Here is a 22,719-nt window from a genome sequence, read left to right as displayed (position 1 = left end):
GGAAGGGAGGACGGGGCGAGCTCCGGCGGAGGGGACGGCACGCGCGTGCCCGGACGCGTCGGGGGCATGCGGTTGAATTCCTCGTCCATGGAGTAGAACTCGCGCTCCACCACGTTGCGCACGTCGTCCGTCTGCCGGCGGAACTCGCGCATGAACTTGCCAATGGCCCGCGCCAGCTCAGGCAGCCGCTGGGGGCCGAGCACGATCAGCGCGGCCACCAGGATGAACACCATTTCGCCTGCGCCGATGTTGAACATGGAGGGTCGTCTTCCCCTTGGAGGGAACGTCCCGGGGTTATCGCGCCCACAGGCGGCCCGCGCAACCGTCAGCGACCATCCAGCGTCCGTCTGGCCTCGTGTCCAGGAGGCGGGCGGCCGGGCTCCCTGGAACTCCTGGGGCACATTGCCCCATCAGCCGTGGGGATTGGCCTCGGGAGACAGGGGCGCGGCCAGCCCCTGGGCCGGGGGCACCGCCAGGGCCCGGGCCTGCTCGCGCGAGCGCACCCGCCCCTCCACCACCCGCAACATGACGGGCACCCCCACCGCCAGCCCGATGGACACCCAGGCGATGGTGTCCATGCCGCCGAGCGTCCCGTCCGGCAGGTCCACCAGCAGGCGTGACGACAGGAAGGCGCCCAGCGCGGAGGCCATGTGCTGGGTGGCGGACTGCAGTGACATGAAGCGGGCGCGCACCGGGTTGTCCGGCACGCGCGAGGTGAGCGTGTTGTACGCCACGTTGCGCACGCCCATGGCCAGCATGAAGACCATGAACAGCAGGGGGATGGGCAGCCACGCGGGGTAGTGGATGAAGCCCACGTACGTGGTGAGGGCCGCCAGCACCACGCCCACCGTGCCGATGCGGTAGGAGCCGAAGCGGTCCACCAGCGGGCCCGTCATCCGCAGCGTGAAGAAGCTCACGATGCCGCCCGCGGCGTAGATGATCCACAGGTTCTCGCGCGGGTAGGCCAGGTTCTGCTGGAGATAGGCGGAGATGTTGGGGATGACGATGAAGCCGCTCATCATCACCAGCGCCGTCATCAGGTAGGACAGCTGCACGTCGGTGTTGCCCAAAAGCTCCGCCACGCCCGGGGCCCGGGCCGCGCTGCCGCCGGGCCGCAGGTGCCCGCGCACGGGCGGCAGGAGCCCGAGCGCGGCCAGCACCAACACCAGCCCCAGCGCCGCCACCACGAAGAAGGGCGTCCGCCAGCTGCCCAGCTCCGCGACCTTCAAGGCCAGGGGCACGCCCAGCACGGAGGCCACGGAGAAGGACGCCATCACCGCGCCCAGCGCCCGGCCCCGGCGCTCCACCGGGATGAGGTCCGCGATGATGGACAGGGACAGCGCCGTCGCCGGCCCGCCGAAGAGCCCCGCGCACACCCGCGCCAGCAGCAGCGTGGACAGCCCCACCGCGAATCCCCCCGCCGCGGTGGCCGCGACGAGCCCCAGCATGCACACGGCCAGCGCCTTGCGCCGGTCGAAGCGGTCCAGGAAGTAGCCGCCCAGGAGCCCCGCCACGCTCGCGGCGGCGGTGTAGCTGCCGCCAATGGTCCCGATGTGCGAGGACTCGATGCCCAGCCCCTTCGCGAAGTCCGGGCCCAGCGGCATCACCATCACGAAGTCGAGGATGTTGACGAACTGCACCGCGCCGATGAGCAACACCACGGCGCGCTCGGACACGGAACGGGGAGAGGCGGACTCGGACGACTCGGGCATGGAGGCTTTCAACGGGGAACGGCTGGTGCGTCAGACACGGAAGCGGCGCACCTCGGCGCGGAGGATTTCCGCCTGGCGCGTGAGGTTGTCGATGGCCTCTTCCAGCTGGCGCACCGAGCGCGTCTGGTGCTCGGACACGCCCTTGATGGTCTCCACGGCCTTGAGCACCTGCTCGCTGCCCTTGGTCTGCTCCTTCTGGGCGCGGTTCAGGTGGGTGACCATCTCGTTGATGCTTTCGATGGAGCGGGTGATCTGCTTGCTGCCGTGTGCCTGCTCCTGGCTGGAGCGCTGCACGTGCTGGGTGAGCGTCTTCATCCGCTCCGCGCTCTTCATGATCTGCTCGCCGCCCCGGGCCTGCTCGTTGGAGGCCTGGGAGATCATCGACACGGTGGCGGAGATGCGGTGGATGGCGGCCGTCACCTGCTTGCTGCCGCGCGCCTGCTCCACCGTTGCGCGGGCAATGGCCTTCACCATCTGCGTGGACTTCTGGGTGCTGTCGTTGATCTTCCGCAGGGCGCCTTCCGCCTCGCGGCCCAGCTGCACGCCCTCCTCCACGCTCTTGACGCCCTGGTTCATCACCACCACGGCGTTGCGGCTCTCCTCCTGCACGCCGCGGATGAGCTCGGCGATCTCCTTGGTGGACGCGCCGGTGCGCTCGGCCAGGTCCTTGATCTCCTCCGCCACCACCGCGAAGCCCTTGCCGTGCTCGCCCGCCTGCGCGGCGATGATGGCGGCGTTGAGGGCCAGGAGGTTCGTCTGCTCCGCCACGTCGTCGATGACGTTGAGGATGTTGCCAATCTCGCTGATGCGCCGGCCCAGGCTGTCGATGACGCCCGCGGCGGTGCGGCTGGTGTCCTTGATGCGGTCGATGCCGGAGAGCGTCTTGCGCAGGGCCTCCACACCCGTCTGCGCGTCCTCGAAGACCTGTTCGGACAGGCGGGCCGTCTCGTTGGCGTTGGCGTCGACCTGACCGATGGCGGCGTCCATCTCACTGATGGCGGAGGAGGTGTCCTCCGTGGACGCGGAGAGGTCCTCGATGTTCTTGGCCACCTCCTTGATGGAGTACGTCATCTGCTCGATGGCGCTGGTGGTCTCCTCCACGCTGGCGGCCATGGCCTGGACGTTCTCCGCCACCTCGTCGTTGGTGGCGGCCATCTCCATGATGGAGGAGCTGCTCTCCTCCGCGCTCTGGTAGAGGACCTCCACGTTCTCCGCGATGCCGCGCAAGCTGGCCATCATCTCCACCATGGAAGAGGACGTCTCCTCCACGCGCGACTGCACGGTGCCCGCGCCGGAGGACACGGTGGTGCCGGTGCGGTGGATCTGCTCGATGACGCCGGCCACCACGTCGGACACGCCTCGCACGCGGCCCAGCGTGTCGCGCCAGGACTGGGCCATGCGGTTGAGGGCCTCCGCCAGCTGGCCCAGTTCGTCCCTGTTGTTGCGCACGTCCGCGCGGCCGGTGAGGTCGGCCTCCGCCAGCTTGCTCGCCATGGACATCATCGCGTCCAGCGGGTGGAGGATGAACGCGCGCGAGATGAGGAACGCCACCACGAGGAAGAGCACCAGGCCCACGAGGAAGGCCAGCAGCACCGTGTGGCGCAGGGCCGTGAGCACTCCCTCCAGCCGCGCCCCATCCACCACCACGACGACTTCACCGGGCACGCCGCCCGCGAGCGTCACCGGCCGGGTCACCGCCCAGCTGTCGTTCTCGAACTCCACCTGCTCCAGAGACGGGAGCGGGCGCTGTTGGAGGCGCTTCTCCAGGCCCTGGGTGAACCACGCAGGCGCTGTCGCCGGGGAGGTGGCGCGGGGCACGCCCTGGGCGTCCAGCACCGCCACGACGCTGAAGTCGTCGTCCTGGAGATAGAGCCCTTCCAGGTTGGGGACCGGCTGGGTGCCCGCCTGCTTTTCGACGAGTGCCGTTACCTCCCTGGCCTTGTTCTGGGCGCGCGAAGCCATGCGCTCCCTCAGGTGGTTGCCCACCTGGCGGGGAACGACGAAGTAGAGCGTCCCCAGGATGACGGCCAGCGCGAGGCCGAACGAACCCAGGAGGATGCCCCGGAGACCGGGTTTCTTGAGGCGACGTGGCAAGGCCCGCGCACTGTAGGGAGGGTGGCCCGTCCAGGGCAAGGAACGGACTTCCCCGCCTGCCAGGGACGGACGCTGGGTTCCCGGGGACAGGATGCGTAAGGTCCAGGGGATGACCGCGACGCTGCTGCTCACCGACCCGCTCTTCCTCCAGCACGACGCCGGCGAGGGCCACCCCGAGTCGCCCGCCCGCTTGCGGCGCATCCTCCAGCTGCTGGCGAGAAACCCCGTCGCGGGCACGGTGATGACCCATCCCCGCTCCGCCACGGACGCGGAGATTCTGGCGGTGCACACCCCGGCGCACCTGGACGCGCTGGAGAAGCTGGGCGGCCGCTTCGAGCGCATCGACGAGGACACGGCGGTGTCGCCGGACAGCATCGACGCGGCGAGGCTGGCGGCGGGCGCGGCGGTGCAGGCCGTGGAGGCGGTGATGGCGGGGACGGCGAAGAACGCGTTCGCGCTGGTGCGTCCGCCCGGCCACCACGCGGAGCCGGACCGGGCGATGGGCTTCTGCCTCTACAACAACGTCGCCATCGCGGCGGAGGCCGGGCGGCGGCTGGGAGCCGAGCGAGTGCTGGTGCTGGACTGGGACGTGCACCACGGCAACGGCACGCAGGCGGCGTTCTGGGGGCGCAGGGACGTGCTCTACCAATCGGTGCACCAGTTCCCCTACTACCCGGGCAGCGGCGCCGCGCCGGAGGTGGGGCGCGGAGAGGGCCAGGGCTTCACGGTCAACTGCGGCCTGCCGGGCGGCAACACGGACGCGGACTACGGGATGATCTTCGAAGAGCTGCTGCTCCCCGTGGCGCAGGCGTACCGGCCGGACCTGGTGCTGGTGTCCGCGGGGTTCGACCCGCACCGCGCGGATCCGATTGGCGGCATGGACGTCACCGAGCGCGGCTTCGCGGCGATGTGCACCGCCGTGCGCAAGCTGGCGGAGGAGGTCTCCGGCGGGAAGCTGGCGCTGGTGCTGGAGGGTGGCTATTCGCTGGAGGGGTTGTCGAACTCCGTGCACGCATGCATCGAAGTGCTGGCGGGGCGCGATGACAGCTTCGCTTCCGGCACCGTGAACGCGGACGCGCGGGCGGCGCTGGCGACGAGCCGCGAGGCGCTCAAGCCGTTCTGGGCCAGCGTGCGCTGAAGACCGCTCAGTAAAGCGTGTCGTCGGCCATGGACATGCCAGACAGTTCCACCAGGAACGCTCCCAGGTCATGGATGGCACGCGCGGGCCCTTCCGGGTCCGGGCTGAGGATGCTCACCATCCGGTAGCGCCCTTCCCGTGCCCCCTCGAAGAGCCACTCCGCCCCGTCGAAGTACGAGAGGTTCCGAGACGCGAAGAAGCGATCGATGGACCAGAAGTGGGCCGCATCCAATCGCTGTTGCACGGCCTGCCACTGGGTGGGCGTGAGCAGGATGTGCCGGTCGACAGCCAACTGCCCCTTCTTGAGTGCCGGCTCTCTTCACGTGCAGGGTATGGACAAGGCCTCGGTGCTCGATGCGGATGACGAAGGGATCCACGTGAAGCGGTAGACCTCGGCGCCGGGTGCCAGGGGGAGCAGCGGTCCTTCCTTCAAGGCCCGCAGCATGCCGGAGCACCAGCAGTGCATGAACTCCTGGCTGCGCGCATCCTCGAACTCCACCTCCAGGCCGGGCATCAGGGACAGGTCCGGGAAGCGCTCCGCCGCCGTCTGGGGACCGGCGGGCTCCGGGGCTACTTCTTGGGCAGGACCGACTTGCCCTTCACTTTCAGGTCCACCAGCTTCCACTGCCCCGGCTCCTTCTCCAGCAACTCCTCGAACTGCTCCGCAGTCAGAGTCCTTGGCGGCTTGCTGGGCTGCTGCGGCTGCGAGTTCGGCTCGCTTGTCGGTGTTGAGGTTCTTGTCGGCTTCGCCATAAGAGGTACCTACTCCCTTCCTGAAAGCGGGGATGACTTCCAGCCTCTCCTCGTTGTGCTCCGCGATGAGGCGGACGTTGTTCTGCAGGAACTTCTCTAGCTTGCCCAGCCAGGCCTCCACCTCCTCCCCCGCGCACGTGGAGCGCAACAACTCCACGGTGCGCGCATGGAAACCCCGTGCGCGGGGATGGAGCGAAGTGCCCGCGTGCTTCTCGATGACCCACGAGCGCACGCCCTGATGGGCGAGGAACAACGCCGTCGAGAGGCCCACGAGCCCACCTCCGACGATGAGCACCGGGACCGGATGCACCTGCGAGGACGGGGCTTGCATGCCCGGACACATAGGGCCCGGCCGCTCACCGCGTCCAGGCTTCTTCAGCCGCCGGACTGACGGCCTTCAATCGCGCACAGGAGCACCGCCGCGGCGATTCCCAGACGCCGATCCAACCGGCGCTGCGTGTCCACGGAGAAGTCCAGGTCGATCTTCTGGATGAACGGGTTGAAGTGCTGCCGGAAGCTGAACACCTGCTCGCTGCCCAGGGTCCCGGTGAAGGTCTGCGGGATGAGGTTGGTGAGGAAGCGCCGCACGAGCGCCAGCAGCATGCTGTCCTCCTCCACCTTGCCCACCTCCTGCCCGTCCGCGTCCAGGATGAGCCAGGTGTCGCGCAGGATGGAGCTCAGGGCCTTGCGGCGCAGCGCGCCCACGCGCTCTCCCGTCGCCGCGTCGGTGACGTCGTAGGTGGCGCCGAAGTCCAGGATGCTGCGGGCCTGGATGGTGATCAGCTCCTCCTGCATGTCCTCGCCGCTGTAGACGCGCAGGTCCTCCTTCAGCTTGAAGGCCTTCATCTTCGAGTAGAAGGCGACGTTGCCCGCCTCGTCGTAGATGTGGAACGCGCCGCCGAACAGCTTGAAGAACTTCCGGCGGAGCATGAAGCGGGTCTGGCCGAAGCGCCCGGAGGCAAGCTCACTCCGGGGACGGGTCTGGAGAGCGGAGGACATGACTCCCTCCCTAGCGCGAAGCGGCGCGCGGAGCCAGGGGCCTACGGGATGCCCTGCTGCTGCTTGCTCTTCGCCACCAGCTCATTGGCCTTGGCGTGGATGTTGTCGAACTGCGTGCGGTAGACGTCCGAGTGGCTCTTGCCCGTCTTCGCGTCCGGGACGTTCTGGCGCGCCCAATAGCTGTCGAAGCTGGGGTCCGCGCCCTCCAGCCGCTTGCCGAACCGGTCCATCTCCTTGGGCCAGCCCTGGTTCTGGATGCCGTCCTTCATCACCTCATGGTGGCGCTTGATGCCGTCGTACTCGATGCGCTCCATGCTCTTGGCGAAGTTCTCCCGCCGGGCGGGCAGGCTGCCGCCCACGTGCGGCTTGCCCAGCGCCGCGTTGACCTCGTTCTGGAAGGCGTCGCCCGTGACCTTGCTGAACTTCTTCTGCTGGGCGGCGTTCGTCATCTCGAACGCCATGACGCCAGCGCGCTTGGGGCCCGTGAGGTCCGGCCGCAGGCCAATCTGCTTCGGGCCCGAGTAGAACATGCCGCCCTGGACCTGGTCCTTGGTGACGACATTGAGAGTCTTGCCATCGGACGCCTGCGAGGCGTCGTTCGCCAGCGCCGCGTACTTCGGATTCTTCAGCATCTCCTCATGCGCCATCTTGTCGTAGGCGGCATGCATGGAGGGGTCCGTGGGCGGCTTCTGCACCTGCTGCTGCGGCAGGGTCTCCTGGGTCCGCTGCTTCTTCACCGCGGGCCCTTCCACCTCCGGCTTGCGGATGGGCGAGGTGAGGTCGTCGTGCTTGCGCTTCGGAGGCAGAGCGGGGCCAGAGCCTGCTTTGAAGATGCCACGGGGCATGGGGAGCGCTCCTGGGAGGGGAAGCGCAGGATAGCGTGAAATCCCCCGCCAGGACACGCCGCGTCATTTCCCGCGCGTCAGGCCTCGCGCCGCTCGTGCTGCTTGAAGGCGTCCATCTGCGCTGCCAGCGCGCGCTGGAACGCAGGCCGCGCCTCACAGCGTTCCTTGTAGGCCTTGAGCGTGGGATGCGCGTCGAGCACCTCGGTGTGCCGCAGGATGCGCAGCACCGTGGTCATCATCAGGTCGCCCGCGGTGAAGCGGTCCTCCAGGTACTCGCGGCTCCCCAGCGACGTGGCCAGTTCGCCCAGGCGGTGGTGGATCCGCGCCTCCACTTCGGGCCGGTGGAGCTTCGCCCACTGGGCATCCGGCGCGAACAGGTCGATCTCCGCGAGCTGCTGGAGGTGGATCTCCACCGAGTTCAACGCCGCGAACACCCACGTGAGCGCGCGCGCCCGGCCCGCCTCGTCCTTGGGGAAGAGCACTTCGCTCTTCAACGCGATGTGGACCACGATGGCGCCCGATTCGAAGAGCGTCAGGCCGTCCTCCTGGAACACCGGCACCTGACCGAAGGGCTGCTGCTCGCGGTAGTCCGCGGACTTCTGCACCTGGGGGTCGATGAGCCGCGCCTCGTACGGCAGGCCCGCCTCCTCCAGCGCCCACCTCACCCGGAGGTCACGGACCACGCCCTGCGCGAACGGCGGCACCCACTTGAATGCACTGACAGTGATCATGCGCGGCAGCCTCGCGCCACTGCGACAGGCATGACCACCATCATGCATGACGCATGTCGCCTGAGTGACCAGACGGATGCGCCGCTGGCCGGCCCCCCCGAGAGGACGATGCTCCTGTCGGTTCGGGTGGCCACCTCGTGCGCATGGGCACCGCTCGGAGCCGCACCCCATGGCTCACCCGCGTCAGCCCCTTCGTCGCTTCGCTGCGGGGCTATGACGGGACGCGACTGAAGAAGGACCTGGTGGGCGCGCTCACGGTGACGGCGCTCCACATCCCGGAGGGCATGGCCTACGCGCAGCTGGCGGGGATGCCTCCGCAAGCGGCGCTGTATTCCACCCCGGCGGCGCTGGCGTTGTATGCGCTGTTCGGCAGCTCGAGGCAGCTCATCATCGCGGTGTCCGCCAGCGTGTCGGTGCTCTCCGCCGCCACGGTGGGCGCCATGGCGCAGCAGGGCACGCCGCGCTTCGTGGCGCTCACGGCCGCGCTGGCGCGCGTGCACGCACCGGCGCAGAGGCTGCTGGAGCGCACGGGAGTGCTGGCGAAGGTGGGAAGGCAGAACGTGTATCCGCACGTGCATGCAGGCGTGGAGGCGTGGATGGCGCGCCACGAGTCCCAGGCCTGGCAGGAGTGGCGCCTCATCCAGGACGGCCTGTACCTGGTGCGCTCGCGCGTGGACGAAGCGGGCGCGACACTGCACGGCGAGGAGCGGCACAGACAGGAGGATCTGCTCATCCGGCTGGATGAGGCGGACACGCGCATGCGGGAGTTGCTTCGGAACCTGCCGCATCCACCGGCCGATGACGACTCGCGGGGGCCCGTGCACTGAGCGACAGGGAGGGCCGGGCCAAGCAGCTACGCTCGGATCCAATGCATCGCCATGTCGGCATCATCACGAAGCACTGCGGAAGCGGCTCATGGCTACTGGGGACATGCGACGCCATTCGACGCAGCCATCCAAGCCTCACGGCAGGTCCGGGACCCGGTACGCAAGCCAGGCAGCCCTCCTCATGGACTTCCAGCGCTCAAACTCACAGAGCAACTCCGTGCACCTGAAATCCCGTATTACCTCGGGTGGCTGAACTACTGGTCCGAAGCCGCCGCGCAGGCCATCGGTTTCCCGGACGCTGCTCGCGACGCGGAGCTGCTGTCGCGCTCACGGCGCACGCCTTCTGGCGGCTGGGTGGTCCAGCTCACGGAGGCTCCGCTCGACTACGACAACCCCGAGCACATCGAAGCACTCCGGCGGGCCTACGAGCGGTTCCCTGTCATCGGCGGACGCGACTCACGCTGAGCGCCTGGGTGCCCGCCTGCCCCCGACTCCTGGAACGATGCCCGAGCCCATTTCTGTGAACACCTCGTGCCCAGGAGGTCTTGAATGGCAAGCAAGGCGAAGCCCTCGGGCAACGGACATGGGAAGCAGACGAAGCAGAAGCCCAACATCCTGGTCATCTGGGGTGATGACATCGGCTTCTGGAACATCAGCGCCTACAACCAGGGGATGATGGGCTACCGCACGCCCAACATCGACCGCATCGCGAAACAAGGCGCGATGATGACGGACTGCTACGGCCAGCAGAGCTGCACCGCGGGCCGCGCGGCGTTCATCACCGGCATGAACCCGCTGCGCACGGGGCTCACCACCATTGGCATGCCGGGCGCGAAGTACGGCCTGCAGGACTCCGACCCCACCATCGCGGAGATGCTCAAGCCGCTGGGGTACACCTGCGGCCAGTTCGGCAAGAACCACCTGGGCGACTCCAATCCCTACCTGCCCACCAACCACGGCTTCGACGAGTTCTTCGGCAACCTCTACCACCTCAACGCGGAGAACGAGCCGGAGTGCCCGGACTACCCCAAGGACCCGTCCTTCAAGGCCCACTTCGGGCCTCGCGGCGTGCTGCACAGCTGGGCCACGAACCGCAAGGACGTCACCGAGGAGCCGCGCTGGGGCATCGTGGGCAGCCAGCGCATCGAGGACACCGGTCCGCTCACCACCAAGCGCATGGAGACCGTGGACGGTGAGTTCCTGAAGGGGTCGCTGGACTTCATGGATCGTGCCGTGAAGGACGGCAAGCCGTTCTTCCTCTGGCACAACACCACGCGCACGCACGTCTGGACGTTCCTCCAGGAGAAGTACCGGAACGCCACGGGCTACGGCCTCTACGCGGACGCGATGCGGGAGCTGGACGACATCGTCGGGGTGCTCCTGGCCAAGCTGGATGAGCTGGGCATCGCGGACAACACGCTGGTCGTGTTCTCCACCGACAACGGCGTGGAGAAGATGGGCTGGCCGGACGGTGGCAACAGCCCGTTCCGCGGGGAGAAGGGCTCCACGTGGGAGGGGGGCGTGCGGGTGCCGTGCCTGGTGCGCTGGCCGGGCGTGGTGGAGCCGGGGCGCGTCATCAACGACATCTTCGCGCACGAGGACTGGATGCCCACGATGGTGGCGGCGGCGGGCGGCCCCACGGACCTGGTGGAGAAGTGCAAGCACGGCCACAAGGTGGGGCCCAAGACCTTCCGGGTCCACCTGGACGGGTATGACCAGAACGGGCTCCTGGCCGGCACGGAGGAGGGCCGCCGGAACGAGTTCATCTACGTGCTCGACAGCGGCGACCTGGCGGCGGTCCGGTTCAAGGACTGGAAGATCATCTTCAGCTACCAGGACGGCGAAGGCCCGGACATGTGGTTCAGCGGCAAGCGCTTCAACCCATCGTGGCCCTACCTCATCAACCTGCGCTCGGACCCGTTCGAGTACGGGCCCCACTCCGGCCTGTACACATCCTGGTACGGCGAGCGCATGTTCACGTTCGTCCCGGCACAGATGCTGGTGAAGCAGTTCGCGGAGAGCCTCATCGAGTTCCTGCCCAGCCAGGCCCCGGGCAGCCTGAGCATCGGGCCGATGAAGGCGCGCGTGAAACAGCAGATGGAGGAGGCGCGCAAGAAGAAGGAGGAGCCCAGCATCAGCGACCAGGTCATGTCCCTGGCCGATGACGTGGAGCACTTCATCCACCGCTTCCAGCAGTCGCACCATTAGCCCAACCCACCGCCACCGTCGGACGGAACATCGACGACGGTGGCGGTGCGGCCCCGCTACTTCGGTCCTGGAGGTCCCAGTTCATCCGGGAGGGGCGTCCGGAGGAACTTCAGGCCCTTGGGCAACTGGATGACCTGGAAGCCCCAGCCGTCAATCCTGACAATTGCACCATCGACGGCTTCTCCACTGGCCAACCACGAGTCGGCATCCGTCTGGGTCGCGAAGTCTCTCGCGATGGGGACATGCACCGAGGAGTCAGAGAACTCCTGGTGATATTCGAGGAACCCATCCAGTTTCTTGATGCGGCGGAGGTAGAGCAACGCGACAGCCGCCAGTTGGACAGCAGCCTCTTCCTTGGAACCGGGCGGATGGCTCTTGCTCACGGCATCCAGGATTTTCAGCGTCGATTCCATCTCGAACTTTTCGGATGCAGTCATGGCCTCGTCCTGTCCGCGATCACTAGAGCGCAAGTGGCGCGAGAATCAACGCTCCTGTTCCGCCAGTGGCGACGACGAACGCCACGCCCCCGATGATGACGACCGTCCCAATCACCAACTCCGTTCGGTGCGTCCTCAACCAATTCAGCGCACCGTCGAGATTCGAAAACCGAAGTTCCGAGACATCGCTCTTCCGTGACGCCCGCGCCACGTCCTCGATGCAGTCCATGTAACGTGCGCGGCACTCCTCCGTGCAGTACTCGTGGTGCTTGCCAGAGCCCCACTTGATGCTCGTCAGCGGAGGAGCGGTGTTCCAGCATCGGTCGAAGCACGCGACATGCTCGGCATCACAGTCGCGTCCGCCGGCGCCGCCGACTCCACCTGCGTCTTCCGCGATGAGATAGACACGCCGCTCTGGCTTCTGGGCATGGGAGCATCCGCCAGCGACAGCGGCGGCAAGCAGAACCCATGCGCCAAGAGCGCTGGACAGGGCTGGCTTCCGGTCTCGGATATTGCTGGCCATCCATGCTCCAACACGCGCGTCAACGTGCTGACACCCTACCCGGCCTCTGGTGCGAGTGTCATTCCGCCCACCGGGCCGGATGTTCTCCGTTGGAGGACTTCAAGCCATGCACCGGAATGACAGCCTCGACGCCACTGCCGACGTGGAGCCCACTGACACCGCCGCGCGCCCCGGCCGTGCTCCTTTCCCGGACATGGTTTGGATTCCCGGTGGCACGTACTGGATGGGCTCCGACCACCACTATCCCGAAGAGGCCCCCGCCCATCAGGTGACCGTCTCAGGCTTCTGGATGGACCGCTTCACCGTGACGAACGAACAGTTCGCCCGCTTTGTCGAAGCCACCGGCTACGTCACCGTCGCCCAGCGCCCGCTCAATCCCGCGGACTACCCCGGCGCTACACCGGAGACGCTCGTCCCCGGCTCGCTCGTCTTTCGAAAGGCCCAGGGCCCCGTGGACCTGGGCAACGTGGCCAACTGGTGGAGCTATGTCCCCGAGGCCTGCTGGAAACACCCCGAAGGCCGCCGCTCCTCCGTGAAACACCGCCGCGCCCACCCCGTCGTCCACATCGCCTATGAAGACGCGGAGGCCTTTGCCACCTGGGCCGGCAAGACGCTCCCCACCGAGGCGGAGTGGGAGCGCGCTGCTCGCGGCGGACTGGACCGCAACGAGTTCTGCTGGGGCAATGAGTTCACCCCGAACGGCGAACACCTGGCCAACACCTGGCAGGGCTACTTCCCGTGGCAGAACCTCCGCGAGGACGGCCACGACGGCACCTGCTCCGTCGGCGCCTTCCCGCCCAATGGCTACGGCCTGCATGAGATGGCCGGCAACGTCTGGGAATGGACCGCCGACTGGTACCAGGAGCGCCACCAGGGCAACAAAGGCAAGGCGTGCTGCATCCCCGTCAACCCGCGCGGCCCCTCCACCGCGAAGGGCAGCCAGGACCCCTTCACGCCCGCCATCACCATCCCGCGCCGCGTCCTCAAGGGAGGCAGCCACCTGTGCGCGCCCAACTACTGCCGCCGCTACCGCCCCGCCGCGCGCTCGCCCCAGGCCGTGGACAGCGGCGCCAGCCACATCGGGTTCCGCTGCATCGTGCGCCCGTAGCCGCTACGCGCTGCCAGCGCTGGGAGGAACCGGCGAGCCGCGGTCCACGAGGTCGCGCGGCGGCACCACGACCGTGGCGAACATCAGCCCCAGCACCAACTGGAGCGCCACCAGCAGCACGTTGAACAACCGGGGGTCCTGCGCGCCCGCGGTGCCCGCTCCGAGCAGCGCGACGATGGCTTCCGTGCCGATGAAGCCCGGCGCCAGCTGCAACATCCCCGGCATGATGACCGTCATGGGCATCCGCTCCTTCCCGCGCCCGTAGAGCAACCCCGCCACGCCCAGCACGAACGCGGACACCAGCGGGCTGCCCCGGTCCCCGAACAGCATCTTCGTCAGCTCCTGCGTCCCGTAGGCGAGCAGCACGCCGCCGACAATCCACGCCACGTCGCGCGGCCGCCCGGACATGCACACCGACAGCGCCACCCCGCCCACCGCCACCACGATGAACGTCAGGAGCAGCGGCAGCGCGTGCTGCTCGAAGGGCGGCGGCAGCGGCCCGCCGAAGCGCCAGAGCGTCCCCGCCGCCGCGATGCCCACTCCCAGCATCAGGAAGCGCAAGAGGCCGTACATGAGCCGGGACAGGCCCGCCTCCACCGCCTCCAGGGCCAGCTCCAGCGAGCCCAGCGTCACCACCATCGCGGGCACCAGCAGCGTCACCCCGCCGAACAGCGCCCGCACGGCGTTGAAGGGCGGCAGGAGGAGCGTGAGCCCGAGCGCCACCAGCGTCCCCAGGAACGCGGCGAGGAAGCTCTTCTGCAAGTCCACCCGATGCGAGTTCAGCGTGCCGAAGTGGATGACACCCGCGCTGAGGCCCACGAAGAAGGCCGCGAGCATCTCCCACCACGCCCCGCCCACTCGCGCCGCCACCGCCGCGCCGTAGACGCCGTAGGCCACGAACACGAGCCACTCGGGATACAGCGCGTGCGGGGTCAGGATGCGGTCCAGCTCCGCGCGGGCCTCGGGCAGTCGCACGTGCCCTTCGGAGATGGCATCCGACAGCCGTAGGAGCGCCGCGGCCCGGCCCAGATTCCAGTGCGGGGTGAAGGGCAGCCTCTCGAAGACCACGTGCGGGCGCCGCGATGACACCACCTCCGTCATCGCCAGGCTCTGGAGCGTGAAGACCTGCACGTCCATTCCCCACGCCTTCGCCACCTGGCGCACGCGCGCTTCCACCAGCAGCGACGGCTGGTAGGCCAGGTGCAGCGCCTTCGCCAGGTCCAGCAGGAAGGCGGAGGCAGCATCCTCGTCCACCGCGCCGCCGTGCTCCCGCGTCATGGGGAATCCGCCTTGGGGGCTTCGTCCACGCTGCCCTTGCCGCTGGTGGCCTGCGTGTCCTTGAACGAGAAGCTGGCGCCGATCAGCAGCGTGGCCTGGAAGTAGCGGACGTCCAGGGTGCGCATGGGGGCGGACAGGCCCAGTTGCTGGAACGTCTCCGCGAGGCGGTCGGTCTGCTTGCTTCCCCACGCCAGGTTGCCGCCCAGCGTGAAGCGTGAGCGGCCCAGCAAGAAGTGGATGCCCGAGGCGACGTGGTACAGGTCCCAGCCGCCGAGCAGCGCGTTCGTCCCCGGCGTCGAATCCAACGCGCTGAAGTCCGTGTGACCGCTCAGATACACCCGCACCCGCTCCCCCAGCGCCTGCTCCACGCCCAGCGCCCCGTTCAGCAAGGGCTTGAGCGCGAAGTCGTAGCCGCCGTTGATGGTCTCGGTGGTGCCGCGCGGCACGATGGGCTCGGCGTCCACCAGGGAGAGGGACGAGACGCGCGCGTAGCCCTCCAGGGACGCGTACACCGCGGTCGACTCGCCGAAGCTCCGGCTGACCCCGAACGCCGCGGACCAGGAGTTGCGGAAGTGCGCCGGCAGGTCCTCCTGGAAGTTGAACACGGGCGCGGGAGCGTTCGAGTCCACTCCCTGGGATTGGACGGCGCGCTCGTACCCCACCGAGCCCCGGCCCCACAGCGCCAGGCTCGGCGTCGTCACGGCGAGCCCCACGGCCCAGGGGCCGCGCTGGTAGCTGGCGCCCACCTTCAACAACACCCGGACGTGGTCGAACTCCAGGTCGCGGCCCAGGGTCGCCAGCAGCTGCTGGCCGGCGGCACCGGAGCCCTGCGCCAGCGTCTGGAAGCGCAGCTCCTGACGCCGGGTCGCGACGAACGGCGTCAGCCCCAGGCCCAGGTGCTCCGTGACGGGGTAGGCCCAGGAGAGGCCCGTCCAGAACTCGCTCACGGTCTGGTCCAGGCGCACGTCCGTGGACAGCAGGTCCAGGCCCTGCACGCCGGCCAGGTCCGTGCCCAGCCGCGTGCCTCGCGACTGCAGGCTGTAGGAGAAGCCCTGGCGCGTGAGCAGCGAGTAGGCCATCCGGGACTTCCCCAGGAACCCGAAGCGCAGCGAGCCGGCGATCAACGACGGCAGCACGTCCACGTTGGAGTCGGTCAGGTCTTGCCCCGTGCCCTGCCCGTCCTTCACGCTCACGCGCACGTATTCCCACACGCTGCCGGTCAGCTCCAACTCCGGCGCGCCCAGGAGCGCGAGCGCGCCGGGGTTGTAATAGACGGCGCTGATGTCGTTCGGGTTGCCCACGAAGGAGCCGCCCAGCAGCCACGCCCGGTTGCCGAACTGCCGCGTGGTGTAGTGCGCGTCCTGCGCCAGCGCCGTCACGGACAGCAGCAGTCCCAGCACCGCGCCCGCGACCGTGACATCCCGGGCCCTGGATTGGATTGGCGTCATGGCGTCAGTGCACCTGTGGCGAGGAGACGGGCTCGCCGCCCACGGCGGTCCGCGCGTCGTCTCGCGATTCGAGGTAGGCGCGAACGGCCGCGCCCACGGTGGGATAGAGCCGGTCCTCGCCAATCCGCGCGGCCAGCCCCGAGCGCTTCAGCACCCGGCGCATCGGCGCGCGCGCCTGGGCCACCGCGAAGACGATGCCTTCGTCCGTGAGCTCGTAGCGAACCGTCTCCAGGCTCTCGGCGGCGGTGATGTCCAGGTCGAACACGGAGGACGCGTCCAGCACGAACCACTGCACCGGGAGGCGCGAGTCGGCCACCAGCCGGCGCACCTGTTCACGCAGGAAGCGGGCGTTGGCGAAGAAGAGGGGCGCGTCGAAGCGGTAGACGACGAGGCCAGGAATCGTCTCCGCGTCCGCGTGGCCCTCCACGTCGTGCCAGCCGGGCATGCCCTCGCGCTCGCCCAGCACTGCGTCGTGCGGGTGCGCCGCGCGGCGGATGAGGTCCACCAGCGCCAGCGCCACCGCGATGAGGATGCCCTGGAGGATGCCCAGGAAGAGCACGCCCAGCATCGTCACCACCGCGAGCACCGCCTCCACCGGCCGCACGCGCCAGAGCCGGAGGATGGGCTTCACCTCCAGCAGGTACACCGCCGCGACGATGACGATGGCCCCCAGCGTCACCAGGGGCAGCTTCGCCAGCAGCGGCGTGAAGAACAGCGAGAACCCCAGCACCACCACGGCCGCGACCACGCCGACCAGCTGCGTGCGTCCCTTCATGGACGCGTTGACCGCCGTGCGCGAGTCGCTGCCCGTCACGGGGAAGCCCTGCGTGAGGCCGGAGAGCAGGTTGGCCGCCGCCTGGCCGAAGAACTCCTGATGGGTGTCCAGCCGGTAGCCGAAGCGGTCCGCGTAGATGCGGCCCGTGAGCACGGAGCTGGCGTAGTTCACCAGCGCGATGCTGAAGGCCGCCGGAAGGAGCGTGCGCACGTCCTCGAAGCGCCACGAGGGCAGGCCGAAGGCGGGCGCCTCCGCGGCGATGGGCCCCACCACCTTCACGCCGCCGTGCTCCAGTTGGAACGCCCAGGTCACCAGCGAGGTGAGCACCACCATCACCAGCGGCGCGGGCCAGCGCGGCAGGAAGCGGCGCATGGCCACCAGCGCCGCGACGATGCACAGCCCCAACACCAGCGTGGGCACGTGCGTGTGGCCCACGTTCGCCGCCACCTCGTGCAGCTGCCCCGCGAACTCGTTCGACCTGCGCTCCAGCCCGAGCATCCGGGCCAACTGGCTGCCGATGATGATGAACGCCGCGCCGTTGACGTAGCCGATGAGGATGGGCCGCGACAGGAAGTCCGCCAGCGCCCCCGCGCGGCACAGTCCGCCCAAGAGGCTCACCCCGCCCACCATCAACGCGAGGAGTGCCGCCAGGGAGGCCAGCCGCTCCGGCCCGCCGCCCGCCACCATGGGGCCCAGCGCCGTCGCGGTGAGGATGGCCGCGCCTGCCTCCGGCCCCAGCAGCAGGTGGCGCGACGGACCGAACAGCGCGTAGGCCAACATCGCGAAGACGCCCGCGTACAGGCCCGCCGCGGGGCGCACGCCGACAATCTGCGCGTAGGCCAGTCCCTGGGGGATGAGCATCGCGCCCACGGTGAGCGCGGACAGGAGGTCCGCGCGCAGCCACCGCCGCTCATAGGTCCGCGCCTGCTCGACGCCCGGGAGGAACCGGCTCAGGACATGGACGGCCGTGACCGCGGTGCGCTTCATGGCCCTTCCCCCGTGCCTCCTGACCTCCTGGACGCAAGGAAGGGTGGAGGCCCTCGGGCCCCGCGGCATCACCCACCGGGGTGCGTTGCGCGCATCGGCTTCACGACAGGGAAGGGCTCACGTGCCCGCGGAGGCCCGCCTGCCCGACGGCATTGACGGCCCGCCGCCGCGCTCGGACGCCTGGTGGCGCTGGTTCCAGAGCAGGTACGGAATCAGGGCCACGGTGCGGATGAAGAGGTACAGCCCCATGACGCCCAGCAGGCTCTTCATGGGATAGGTGCTGCCGCCCAGGCAGAAGGCGAAGGCGGGGTTGCCGAAGACGGCGGAGATGGCCAGCGCCGTGCGGTCCCCGGGCCGGGGCCGGCCGGCCACATGTCCCAGGGCCGTGGCCCCCAGCGTCACCACCACCATCGCGACGATCGCCCAGAAGCTGAGGCGCTTCAACAGCGGGAAGCTGGCCACGACCAACGCCAGCGCGGCCACGGACAGGGCGACATTGAAGTAGAGCTTCACCGGCTTGCGCAGCCGGTGCGCCCAGCCGGGCGCCACCTTCTGGAAGCCGATGCCGATCGCGAAGGGCACGAGGAACGGGAGGATGACCCTGCCCAGGAGCACGCCGTACGGTGGCGACTGGATGGCCACCGGGAACAGCCGCTCCAACAGCTTCAGGGACAGCGGCATCAGCACGATGGCGACGAGCGACAGGGTGACGGACAGCGCCAGGGTCAGCGCCAGGTTGCCCTTCTGCTTGGACACGACGTTGAGCGCCATGGGCAGCCCCGGGCAGAACGCCATCAGCGAGATGACGCCGGCCGCGACAGGTGGCACTGGCAGCACCTTCACCACGATGAGGGACAGCAAGGGCACGCCGACGAGGCACACCCCCAGCCCCCGCGCGAACGCCGGATCGCGCACACCCCGGCCCAGGTCCGCCAGGTGCCACGACAGGCCCTGCGACAATCCGAGCGCGACGATGAAGGTCGAAATCATCAGCCCGATGAAGGTGTGCAAGGCGTCCATCACCGTCCCTCCTCCGGGAAGATGCGCTTCCAGTCCTGGCGCATGCTGACCACGGTCCAGCCGTCCTCGCGCGCGGCCTTCAGTGACGCGCCGTTCTTCTCCTGGTAGGCGAACTCGCGCTCCGCGTCGTCGTGGTTGATGAGCAACGAGAAGCCGGGGCGCGGCTGCTCCTTCGTGTACTGGAGCATCTGGATGTCGCCTCCCGACCGCACGTTGCCCGCCGCGAACACCGGCCGCCTCCCGATGTGCTGCTCGATTCCCACCGGCTTGCCGGCCTTGTCGTTGAGGTGGTCCAGGCGGGCCTCGCGCCGCAGCACCGGGTGGCCGTTCCCCTCGTCGAACTTCTCTTTCAGGCTGCTGCCGATGACCTGCTGGGGCGGGATGCCGTAGGTGCCCTCGGAGACGACGCGCATGAAGTCCGTGCCACCGCCCGAGGAGATCCACGTCTGGAAGCCGTTGGCGCGCAGGTACTGGAGCAACTCCAGCATGGGTGCGTAGGCAAGCTGCGTGTAGGGCACACCCAGCTTCGGGTGGCGTGCGGTCTGGAAGAAGGCGCGGGCCTCGCGGGCGAGCTCATCCGGTGTCTTGCCCCCGTAGGTGGCGGCGAACAACTCCATCAACTGGGGCTCCTCCATGGAGGACAGCAGGGCCACGTCCCCTTCCAGCACGGCCTTGAAGGGCTGCCGCTTCGCGAGCGACGCGTCCTCCTTCACGGCCGCCTTGACCTGCTCCAACAGGAAGGCGCCCTGCACGACGGGCTTCTCCTGCCAGAGCGTGCCGTCGTTGTCGAAGGTGGCGATGCGCTCCTCCGGGGGGATGTAACCGGGGCCGCCCTCGGTGGTGGCGCGGGTGACGAAGGCGAGGATGGACTGCTTCACCGGGCCGTCATTCCAGGACGGCAGCGGATCCGCCGCCAGTGCCTGGAGGGGGATGGCGACCAGCAGCGCCAGCGCCCACGGCAGGCAGGCCGGGCCCTTCCACATGCGTCGCATCAAGGTCGCCTCCTGTCCGGTGCAATCCCAGACATGAGGTTGGGAACGAAGGAGTCACTCCACAACGCGGCGTGGAGGGCGCGGGAGGAGGGCCCGCTGGGCCCGGCCGTCCGTGAGGAGGCGACGTCTGACGAAGGGGGAAACGGCGCGGCACAGGCCCCCCATGAGTCCAAGCAGCAAGCAGCGCGTTCGGACTCCCGCCATCAAGTCCTCCCCCTGCCTGTGCCGCGCCCGGGGATGAAGCTGGTGAGGAAGTGGAGGAGGTCGCCACGGAACGAGGGTCGCACGGGGATGTCCGCTGACGCGGGACCGTGCCTGCTGTCACACGAGTTCGCGGCGGCGCAGGGCGCGCCACTCCGCGGCGGCGAGGACGACGAGCACGAGCACCAGCAGCAGGAACGAGCCGCGCCACTGCGCGCCGGGAATGCCGCCTACGTTGACGCCCAGCAGGCCGGTGATGAAGGACAGGGGCAGGAAGACGCCGGAGATGATGGTGAGCATGTAGAGGATGCGCTGGCTGCGGGCGTCCGACCGGGCCCTGACGTCCTCGTGGAGGATGCGGGCGCGCTCCACCAGGGCGTCCATCTCCTTGAGGGCGCCGCTGGCCCGCTCGGCCATCTGGCGCAGCTCCAGTTCCTGGGCGCGGACCCACTCCACGGTGAGCAGGCTGACGCGCAGGATGGCGTCGCGGGCCAGGGAGACGAAGCGGCGCTGTTCCACGAGGGTGCGGCGCAACCGGCGCAGGTCCGTCGGCACCTCGATGGCGTCGTCGCGGCGCTCCTCGAAGCGGGTCTCCAGGCCCGACAACGTGTCGTCCAGTTCGGTGGTGCGCAGCGCGGCGGTGGAGAGCGCGGCGGTGGCGAAGGAGAGGAAGAGGTCCGTGCCCCGAGGCCCCCGGCCATGGGCGAGCTGTTCGCGGACGGCCACGATGGCGGGCTGATTCGTGGGCGCCACGGTGACGCAGCGGTCCGCCGTCATCCACGCGCGCAGCTGACGCGGTGACGACACGTTCGTGGGAGCGGAGTCCGGATGCAGCAGGAGCAGGACGAGCTCGTTCTCGTTGAGCACGTCGATGCGCACGCGGCCCGTGTCGGCCAGGAGCGGTTCGCGCACCCGGGGAGGCAGGTAGAAGACGGCCTCCAGCACGCGGGGCAGGTCCGGCAGGTCCGGAGGCAGGTGGACCCAGAGCATGCCATCCGAAGCCCGCCAGCTCCGCGTCTCCTCCAGGGTGAGCGAGCGCGCACCCCCGCTGCCATCCAGGAGCAGCGCGAAGGCGTTCTCGAACCCGTCCATGGAAGGAAGGTGGCGAGGGAGTGGACAGGGACCAAGGTCCCGGGCAGCGCAACAGCCTGGCGCCCGCTCACCCCGGGTCGAGCGACCAGGTGCCTTCGGCCCAGCGCTGGAGATTCAAGGTGGCGCCAATGGCCGCCAGACCACCCTCCGCAGCGATGGCTTCCAGAACCGCTTTCGACTCCTCCGTTCGGTAACGCAGCAGGAATGATGCTGTCATGCCCCGCACGTCCACACGGGGATGCTTCAGCAGGACAGAAAGCGCCTCCCGTCCGGCATCTCCCTGCGAAAGCAGCGCCTCCAATGCAGCCCCGTACTTCCGGGCGTGCTTGTTGCCCTTCCTGGAGTCACCGTCCCGGATGCAGTCGCCTTGTGCCGCCACATGGTGTGCGAACTGTTCCACGAGCGCCTTGGTATCCATCACCAGCAACCCATCCGGACATTCTCGATGGCTTGCAGCCCGAAGTCACACTCCGCAGCGAAGCGTCGTGTCTCACGCGTGGCGCCAACGAGACGACAGCACTGTCAGCGCGATGAGCGCACCGCCCGCACCAGCAAGCACCCTCAGGGGCCGTCGTAGCTGCTCCCCCAGGGCCTCCAGTGCTCCGGCCGTGACCTCCCGGCTCGTGCGCCGCACCAGGTCCTGATTGCATGGCGCCTCTCGCCAGCGGAGCTCCTCCTGCGTGAGCGCGCCCCCCGCTCCCCGGACAGTCGCCGCCGCCGTGCGCTCGGCGAGCGTCGCCAGGGTTGCGCCCAGCGCTTCTCCAGAGGCCTTCGGATTCGTCGCCAGCTCCTCGTGGAGGCCCGCCGCCAGGCCCCGCACCAGCCCCTGCCCTGCCTGCTCCACCAACCCCAACAGCCAGGCGGAGTCCTCGCGCAGCGTGGACTCGACGCCCAACACCAGCCCCCGGCCCACCTTCGAGGCCACCTCCTCCCCCAATGGCACCACGCCGCGCGCGTCCTCCAGGATGGCCGGCAGGGAGTCGTGCAGCTGCTCCGTGGCCGCCTTCACCACGCCTCGGGCCATCACCTGGGCGCGCTCGCCGGGTGTGTGGATTTCATCCGTGCGGGAGTGCGCGAACCGCACCACTTCGTCGAAGAGCTGGTTGAGGCGCTCCACGAAGCCATGGAGCGGCAAGCCTCCTTCGTTCCACTCCCGCTCCAACGCCTTCAGCGCCCCCTCCGTGGCCGCACCCGCCAGCACCTCGGTCGCTCCCGCCGACGCTCCCGGTTCGCGCTCAGCGGCTTCGTGCGCCATGCGACTCAGCACCGTGAGCAGGTCCTGGAGCAAGGTGTTCAACTGACCGTGGCCGTCGGGTACCTCCTCGCGCAGCCCGTCCGCCGTGCCACGCACCACGCCGGTCGCGATCTCGGTCGCCACCATGCGCTGCAGTGACAACGTCAGGTTGCGCAGCGCATCGATGGGTCCCGTGCGGCCCGCGATTCCCATCGGTACACCTGTCCTTTCAGAGGGGGTTCCCCTGGAGGATGAGAACTCCTGTGCACCGGAGCAATGACATCCAGCCACGCCCTCCGCACGCCACCCCGCTCCCC

General features: G+C 69.0%; 22 protein-coding genes and 1 pseudogene. 5 read left to right on the top strand and 18 right to left on the bottom strand.

Annotated elements, in window-relative coordinates:
* The 3 genes from tatB to D7Y15_RS11650 form a co-directional block, all read right to left on the bottom strand.
* Positions 1 to 257 (bottom strand): Sec-independent protein translocase protein TatB (gene tatB / locus D7Y15_RS11660; protein WP_233604902.1); only part of this gene is annotated, 257 nt, incomplete at its 3' end.
* Positions 258 to 410: 153 nt separating this feature from the next.
* Positions 411 to 1,712, bottom strand: a complete 1,302-nt coding sequence (locus tag D7Y15_RS11655) for an MFS transporter (protein WP_120581356.1) — start codon at positions 1,710 to 1,712, stop codon at positions 411 to 413.
* A gap of 30 nt (positions 1,713 to 1,742) precedes the next feature.
* Entirely contained in the window at positions 1,743 to 3,806 is a 2,064-nt protein-coding gene (locus D7Y15_RS11650; RefSeq protein WP_120581355.1) for a methyl-accepting chemotaxis protein, read from the bottom strand.
* 91 nt (positions 3,807 to 3,897) lie between these two features.
* Between D7Y15_RS11650 and D7Y15_RS11645 the strand changes: the two genes are divergently transcribed.
* Positions 3,898 to 4,944, top strand: a complete 1,047-nt coding sequence (locus D7Y15_RS11645) for a histone deacetylase (RefSeq protein ID WP_121752589.1) — start codon at positions 3,898 to 3,900, stop codon at positions 4,942 to 4,944.
* Between the two features lie 7 nt (positions 4,945 to 4,951).
* On the opposite strand, the gene D7Y15_RS11640 is transcribed toward D7Y15_RS11645, so the two are convergent.
* From D7Y15_RS11640 to D7Y15_RS11620, 5 genes are all read right to left on the bottom strand, one after another.
* The gene (locus D7Y15_RS11640; RefSeq protein WP_120581353.1) at positions 4,952 to 5,236 is read right to left on the bottom strand and encodes a hypothetical protein; all 285 of its coding nucleotides are present in this window, start codon (positions 5,234 to 5,236) and stop codon (positions 4,952 to 4,954) included.
* Between the two features lie 27 nt (positions 5,237 to 5,263).
* The gene (locus D7Y15_RS11635; protein ID WP_121752593.1) at positions 5,264 to 6,028 is read right to left on the bottom strand and encodes an FAD-dependent monooxygenase; all 765 of its coding nucleotides are present in this window, start codon (positions 6,026 to 6,028) and stop codon (positions 5,264 to 5,266) included.
* A 44-nt stretch (positions 6,029 to 6,072) separates the two neighbouring features.
* Positions 6,073 to 6,696 (bottom strand): hypothetical protein, encoded by a 624-nt coding sequence (locus tag D7Y15_RS11630; protein WP_120579591.1) that lies wholly within the window; start codon positions 6,694 to 6,696, stop codon positions 6,073 to 6,075.
* 41 nt (positions 6,697 to 6,737) lie between these two features.
* The gene (locus D7Y15_RS11625; RefSeq protein WP_121752588.1) at positions 6,738 to 7,541 is read right to left on the bottom strand and encodes a hypothetical protein; all 804 of its coding nucleotides are present in this window, start codon (positions 7,539 to 7,541) and stop codon (positions 6,738 to 6,740) included.
* Positions 7,542 to 7,618: 77 nt separating this feature from the next.
* A complete protein-coding gene (locus D7Y15_RS11620; RefSeq protein WP_120579593.1) occupies positions 7,619 to 8,272 on the bottom strand; it encodes a glutathione S-transferase family protein in 654 nt (217 codons plus the stop codon).
* A 143-nt stretch (positions 8,273 to 8,415) separates the two neighbouring features.
* On the opposite strand from D7Y15_RS11620, the gene D7Y15_RS11615 reads away from it, so the two are divergent.
* The 3 genes and pseudogenes from D7Y15_RS11615 (at position 8,416) to D7Y15_RS11605 (ending at position 11,307) form a co-directional block, all read left to right on the top strand.
* Positions 8,416 to 9,099: a SulP family inorganic anion transporter gene (locus D7Y15_RS11615; protein WP_121752592.1), complete on the top strand. Its 684-nt coding sequence runs from the start codon at positions 8,416 to 8,418 to the stop codon at positions 9,097 to 9,099.
* Between the two features lie 75 nt (positions 9,100 to 9,174).
* Positions 9,175 to 9,564, top strand: a pseudogene (locus tag D7Y15_RS11610) (DUF5953 family protein); the annotation flags it as partial.
* 84 nt (positions 9,565 to 9,648) lie between these two features.
* Positions 9,649 to 11,307, top strand: a complete 1,659-nt coding sequence (locus D7Y15_RS11605; protein ID WP_120579596.1) for an arylsulfatase — start codon at positions 9,649 to 9,651, stop codon at positions 11,305 to 11,307.
* Positions 11,308 to 11,363: 56 nt separating this feature from the next.
* Here the strand turns inward: D7Y15_RS11605 and D7Y15_RS11600 are convergent, their stop codons facing one another.
* Positions 11,364 to 11,744, bottom strand: coding sequence for a hypothetical protein (locus tag D7Y15_RS11600; RefSeq protein ID WP_120579597.1), 381 nt, complete (start codon positions 11,742 to 11,744; stop codon positions 11,364 to 11,366).
* Positions 11,745 to 11,766: 22 nt separating this feature from the next.
* Positions 11,767 to 12,267, bottom strand: a complete 501-nt coding sequence (locus D7Y15_RS45665) for a hypothetical protein (RefSeq protein ID WP_233597319.1) — start codon at positions 12,265 to 12,267, stop codon at positions 11,767 to 11,769.
* A 106-nt stretch (positions 12,268 to 12,373) separates the two neighbouring features.
* Between D7Y15_RS45665 and D7Y15_RS11590 the strand changes: the two genes are divergently transcribed.
* Positions 12,374 to 13,375, top strand: a complete 1,002-nt coding sequence (locus D7Y15_RS11590; RefSeq protein ID WP_120579599.1) for a formylglycine-generating enzyme family protein — start codon at positions 12,374 to 12,376, stop codon at positions 13,373 to 13,375.
* Positions 13,376 to 13,378: 3 nt separating this feature from the next.
* On the opposite strand, the gene D7Y15_RS11585 is transcribed toward D7Y15_RS11590, so the two are convergent.
* From D7Y15_RS11585 to D7Y15_RS11550, 8 genes are all read right to left on the bottom strand, one after another.
* The gene (locus D7Y15_RS11585) at positions 13,379 to 14,653 is read right to left on the bottom strand and encodes a threonine/serine exporter ThrE family protein (RefSeq protein ID WP_121752586.1); all 1,275 of its coding nucleotides are present in this window, start codon (positions 14,651 to 14,653) and stop codon (positions 13,379 to 13,381) included.
* Positions 14,650 to 16,101, bottom strand: coding sequence for a hypothetical protein (locus D7Y15_RS11580; RefSeq protein WP_148712744.1), 1,452 nt, complete (start codon positions 16,099 to 16,101; stop codon positions 14,650 to 14,652). The genes D7Y15_RS11585 and D7Y15_RS11580 overlap by 4 nt, the downstream gene beginning before the upstream one ends.
* Positions 16,102 to 16,105: 4 nt before the next feature.
* Positions 16,106 to 17,863, bottom strand: a complete 1,758-nt coding sequence (locus tag D7Y15_RS11575; RefSeq protein ID WP_121752584.1) for a SulP family inorganic anion transporter — start codon at positions 17,861 to 17,863, stop codon at positions 16,106 to 16,108.
* A 117-nt stretch (positions 17,864 to 17,980) separates the two neighbouring features.
* Entirely contained in the window at positions 17,981 to 18,883 is a 903-nt protein-coding gene (locus D7Y15_RS11570; RefSeq protein ID WP_120579603.1) for a bile acid:sodium symporter family protein, read from the bottom strand.
* The gene (locus D7Y15_RS11565) at positions 18,883 to 19,875 is read right to left on the bottom strand and encodes an HAD family phosphatase (RefSeq protein WP_120579604.1); all 993 of its coding nucleotides are present in this window, start codon (positions 19,873 to 19,875) and stop codon (positions 18,883 to 18,885) included. The genes D7Y15_RS11570 and D7Y15_RS11565 overlap by 1 nt, the downstream gene beginning before the upstream one ends.
* 321 nt (positions 19,876 to 20,196) lie before the next feature.
* Positions 20,197 to 21,168 (bottom strand): CorA family divalent cation transporter, encoded by a 972-nt coding sequence (locus D7Y15_RS11560; protein ID WP_121752583.1) that lies wholly within the window; start codon positions 21,166 to 21,168, stop codon positions 20,197 to 20,199.
* Between the two features lie 67 nt (positions 21,169 to 21,235).
* Positions 21,236 to 21,586: a DUF2019 domain-containing protein gene (locus D7Y15_RS11555; protein ID WP_121752591.1), complete on the bottom strand. Its 351-nt coding sequence runs from the start codon at positions 21,584 to 21,586 to the stop codon at positions 21,236 to 21,238.
* Positions 21,587 to 21,658: 72 nt separating this feature from the next.
* Positions 21,659 to 22,615 carry a hypothetical protein gene (locus D7Y15_RS11550; protein ID WP_121752582.1) on the bottom strand — a complete coding sequence of 319 codons (957 nt, stop codon included), beginning with the start codon at positions 22,613 to 22,615 and terminating at the stop codon, positions 21,659 to 21,661.
* Positions 22,616 to 22,719 lie beyond the last annotated feature (104 nt).

The sequence above is a fragment of the Corallococcus sp. AB030 genome (assembly GCF_003668965.1).
Taxonomy (GTDB): domain Bacteria; phylum Myxococcota; class Myxococcia; order Myxococcales; family Myxococcaceae; genus Corallococcus; species Corallococcus exiguus.
The sequence above is the reverse complement of the archived record's forward strand: the minus strand, read 5'-3'. Positions and strand labels throughout refer to the sequence as shown.

What these genes read in the sequence shown, in the direction of transcription:
- D7Y15_RS11585 (WP_121752586.1), bottom strand. Translation starts at nt 14,653, where the DNA reads ATGACGCGGGAGCACGGCGGCGCGGTGGACGAGGATGCTGCCTCCGCC.
- D7Y15_RS11550 (WP_121752582.1), bottom strand. Translation starts at nt 22,615, where the DNA reads ATGGGAATCGCGGGCCGCACGGGACCCATCGATGCGCTGCGCAACCTG.
- D7Y15_RS11605 (WP_120579596.1), top strand. Translation starts at nt 9,649, where the DNA reads ATGGCAAGCAAGGCGAAGCCCTCGGGCAACGGACATGGGAAGCAGACG.
- D7Y15_RS11580 (WP_148712744.1), bottom strand. Translation starts at nt 16,101, where the DNA reads ATGACGCCAATCCAATCCAGGGCCCGGGATGTCACGGTCGCGGGCGCG.
- D7Y15_RS11555 (WP_121752591.1), bottom strand. Translation starts at nt 21,586, where the DNA reads ATGGATACCAAGGCGCTCGTGGAACAGTTCGCACACCATGTGGCGGCA.
- D7Y15_RS11600 (WP_120579597.1), bottom strand. Translation starts at nt 11,744, where the DNA reads ATGACTGCATCCGAAAAGTTCGAGATGGAATCGACGCTGAAAATCCTG.
- D7Y15_RS11620 (WP_120579593.1), bottom strand. Translation starts at nt 8,272, where the DNA reads ATGATCACTGTCAGTGCATTCAAGTGGGTGCCGCCGTTCGCGCAGGGC.
- D7Y15_RS11655 (WP_120581356.1), bottom strand. Translation starts at nt 1,712, where the DNA reads ATGCCCGAGTCGTCCGAGTCCGCCTCTCCCCGTTCCGTGTCCGAGCGC.
- D7Y15_RS11575 (WP_121752584.1), bottom strand. Translation starts at nt 17,863, where the DNA reads ATGAAGCGCACCGCGGTCACGGCCGTCCATGTCCTGAGCCGGTTCCTC.
- D7Y15_RS11590 (WP_120579599.1), top strand. Translation starts at nt 12,374, where the DNA reads ATGCACCGGAATGACAGCCTCGACGCCACTGCCGACGTGGAGCCCACT.
- D7Y15_RS11570 (WP_120579603.1), bottom strand. Translation starts at nt 18,883, where the DNA reads ATGGACGCCTTGCACACCTTCATCGGGCTGATGATTTCGACCTTCATC.
- D7Y15_RS11565 (WP_120579604.1), bottom strand. Translation starts at nt 19,875, where the DNA reads ATGCGACGCATGTGGAAGGGCCCGGCCTGCCTGCCGTGGGCGCTGGCG.
- D7Y15_RS11630 (WP_120579591.1), bottom strand. Translation starts at nt 6,696, where the DNA reads ATGTCCTCCGCTCTCCAGACCCGTCCCCGGAGTGAGCTTGCCTCCGGG.
- D7Y15_RS11615 (WP_121752592.1), top strand. Translation starts at nt 8,416, where the DNA reads ATGGGCACCGCTCGGAGCCGCACCCCATGGCTCACCCGCGTCAGCCCC.
- D7Y15_RS11635 (WP_121752593.1), bottom strand. Translation starts at nt 6,028, where the DNA reads ATGCAAGCCCCGTCCTCGCAGGTGCATCCGGTCCCGGTGCTCATCGTC.
- D7Y15_RS11645 (WP_121752589.1), top strand. Translation starts at nt 3,898, where the DNA reads ATGCGTAAGGTCCAGGGGATGACCGCGACGCTGCTGCTCACCGACCCG.
- D7Y15_RS11625 (WP_121752588.1), bottom strand. Translation starts at nt 7,541, where the DNA reads ATGCCCCGTGGCATCTTCAAAGCAGGCTCTGGCCCCGCTCTGCCTCCG.
- D7Y15_RS11560 (WP_121752583.1), bottom strand. Translation starts at nt 21,168, where the DNA reads ATGGACGGGTTCGAGAACGCCTTCGCGCTGCTCCTGGATGGCAGCGGG.
- D7Y15_RS45665 (WP_233597319.1), bottom strand. Translation starts at nt 12,267, where the DNA reads ATGGCCAGCAATATCCGAGACCGGAAGCCAGCCCTGTCCAGCGCTCTT.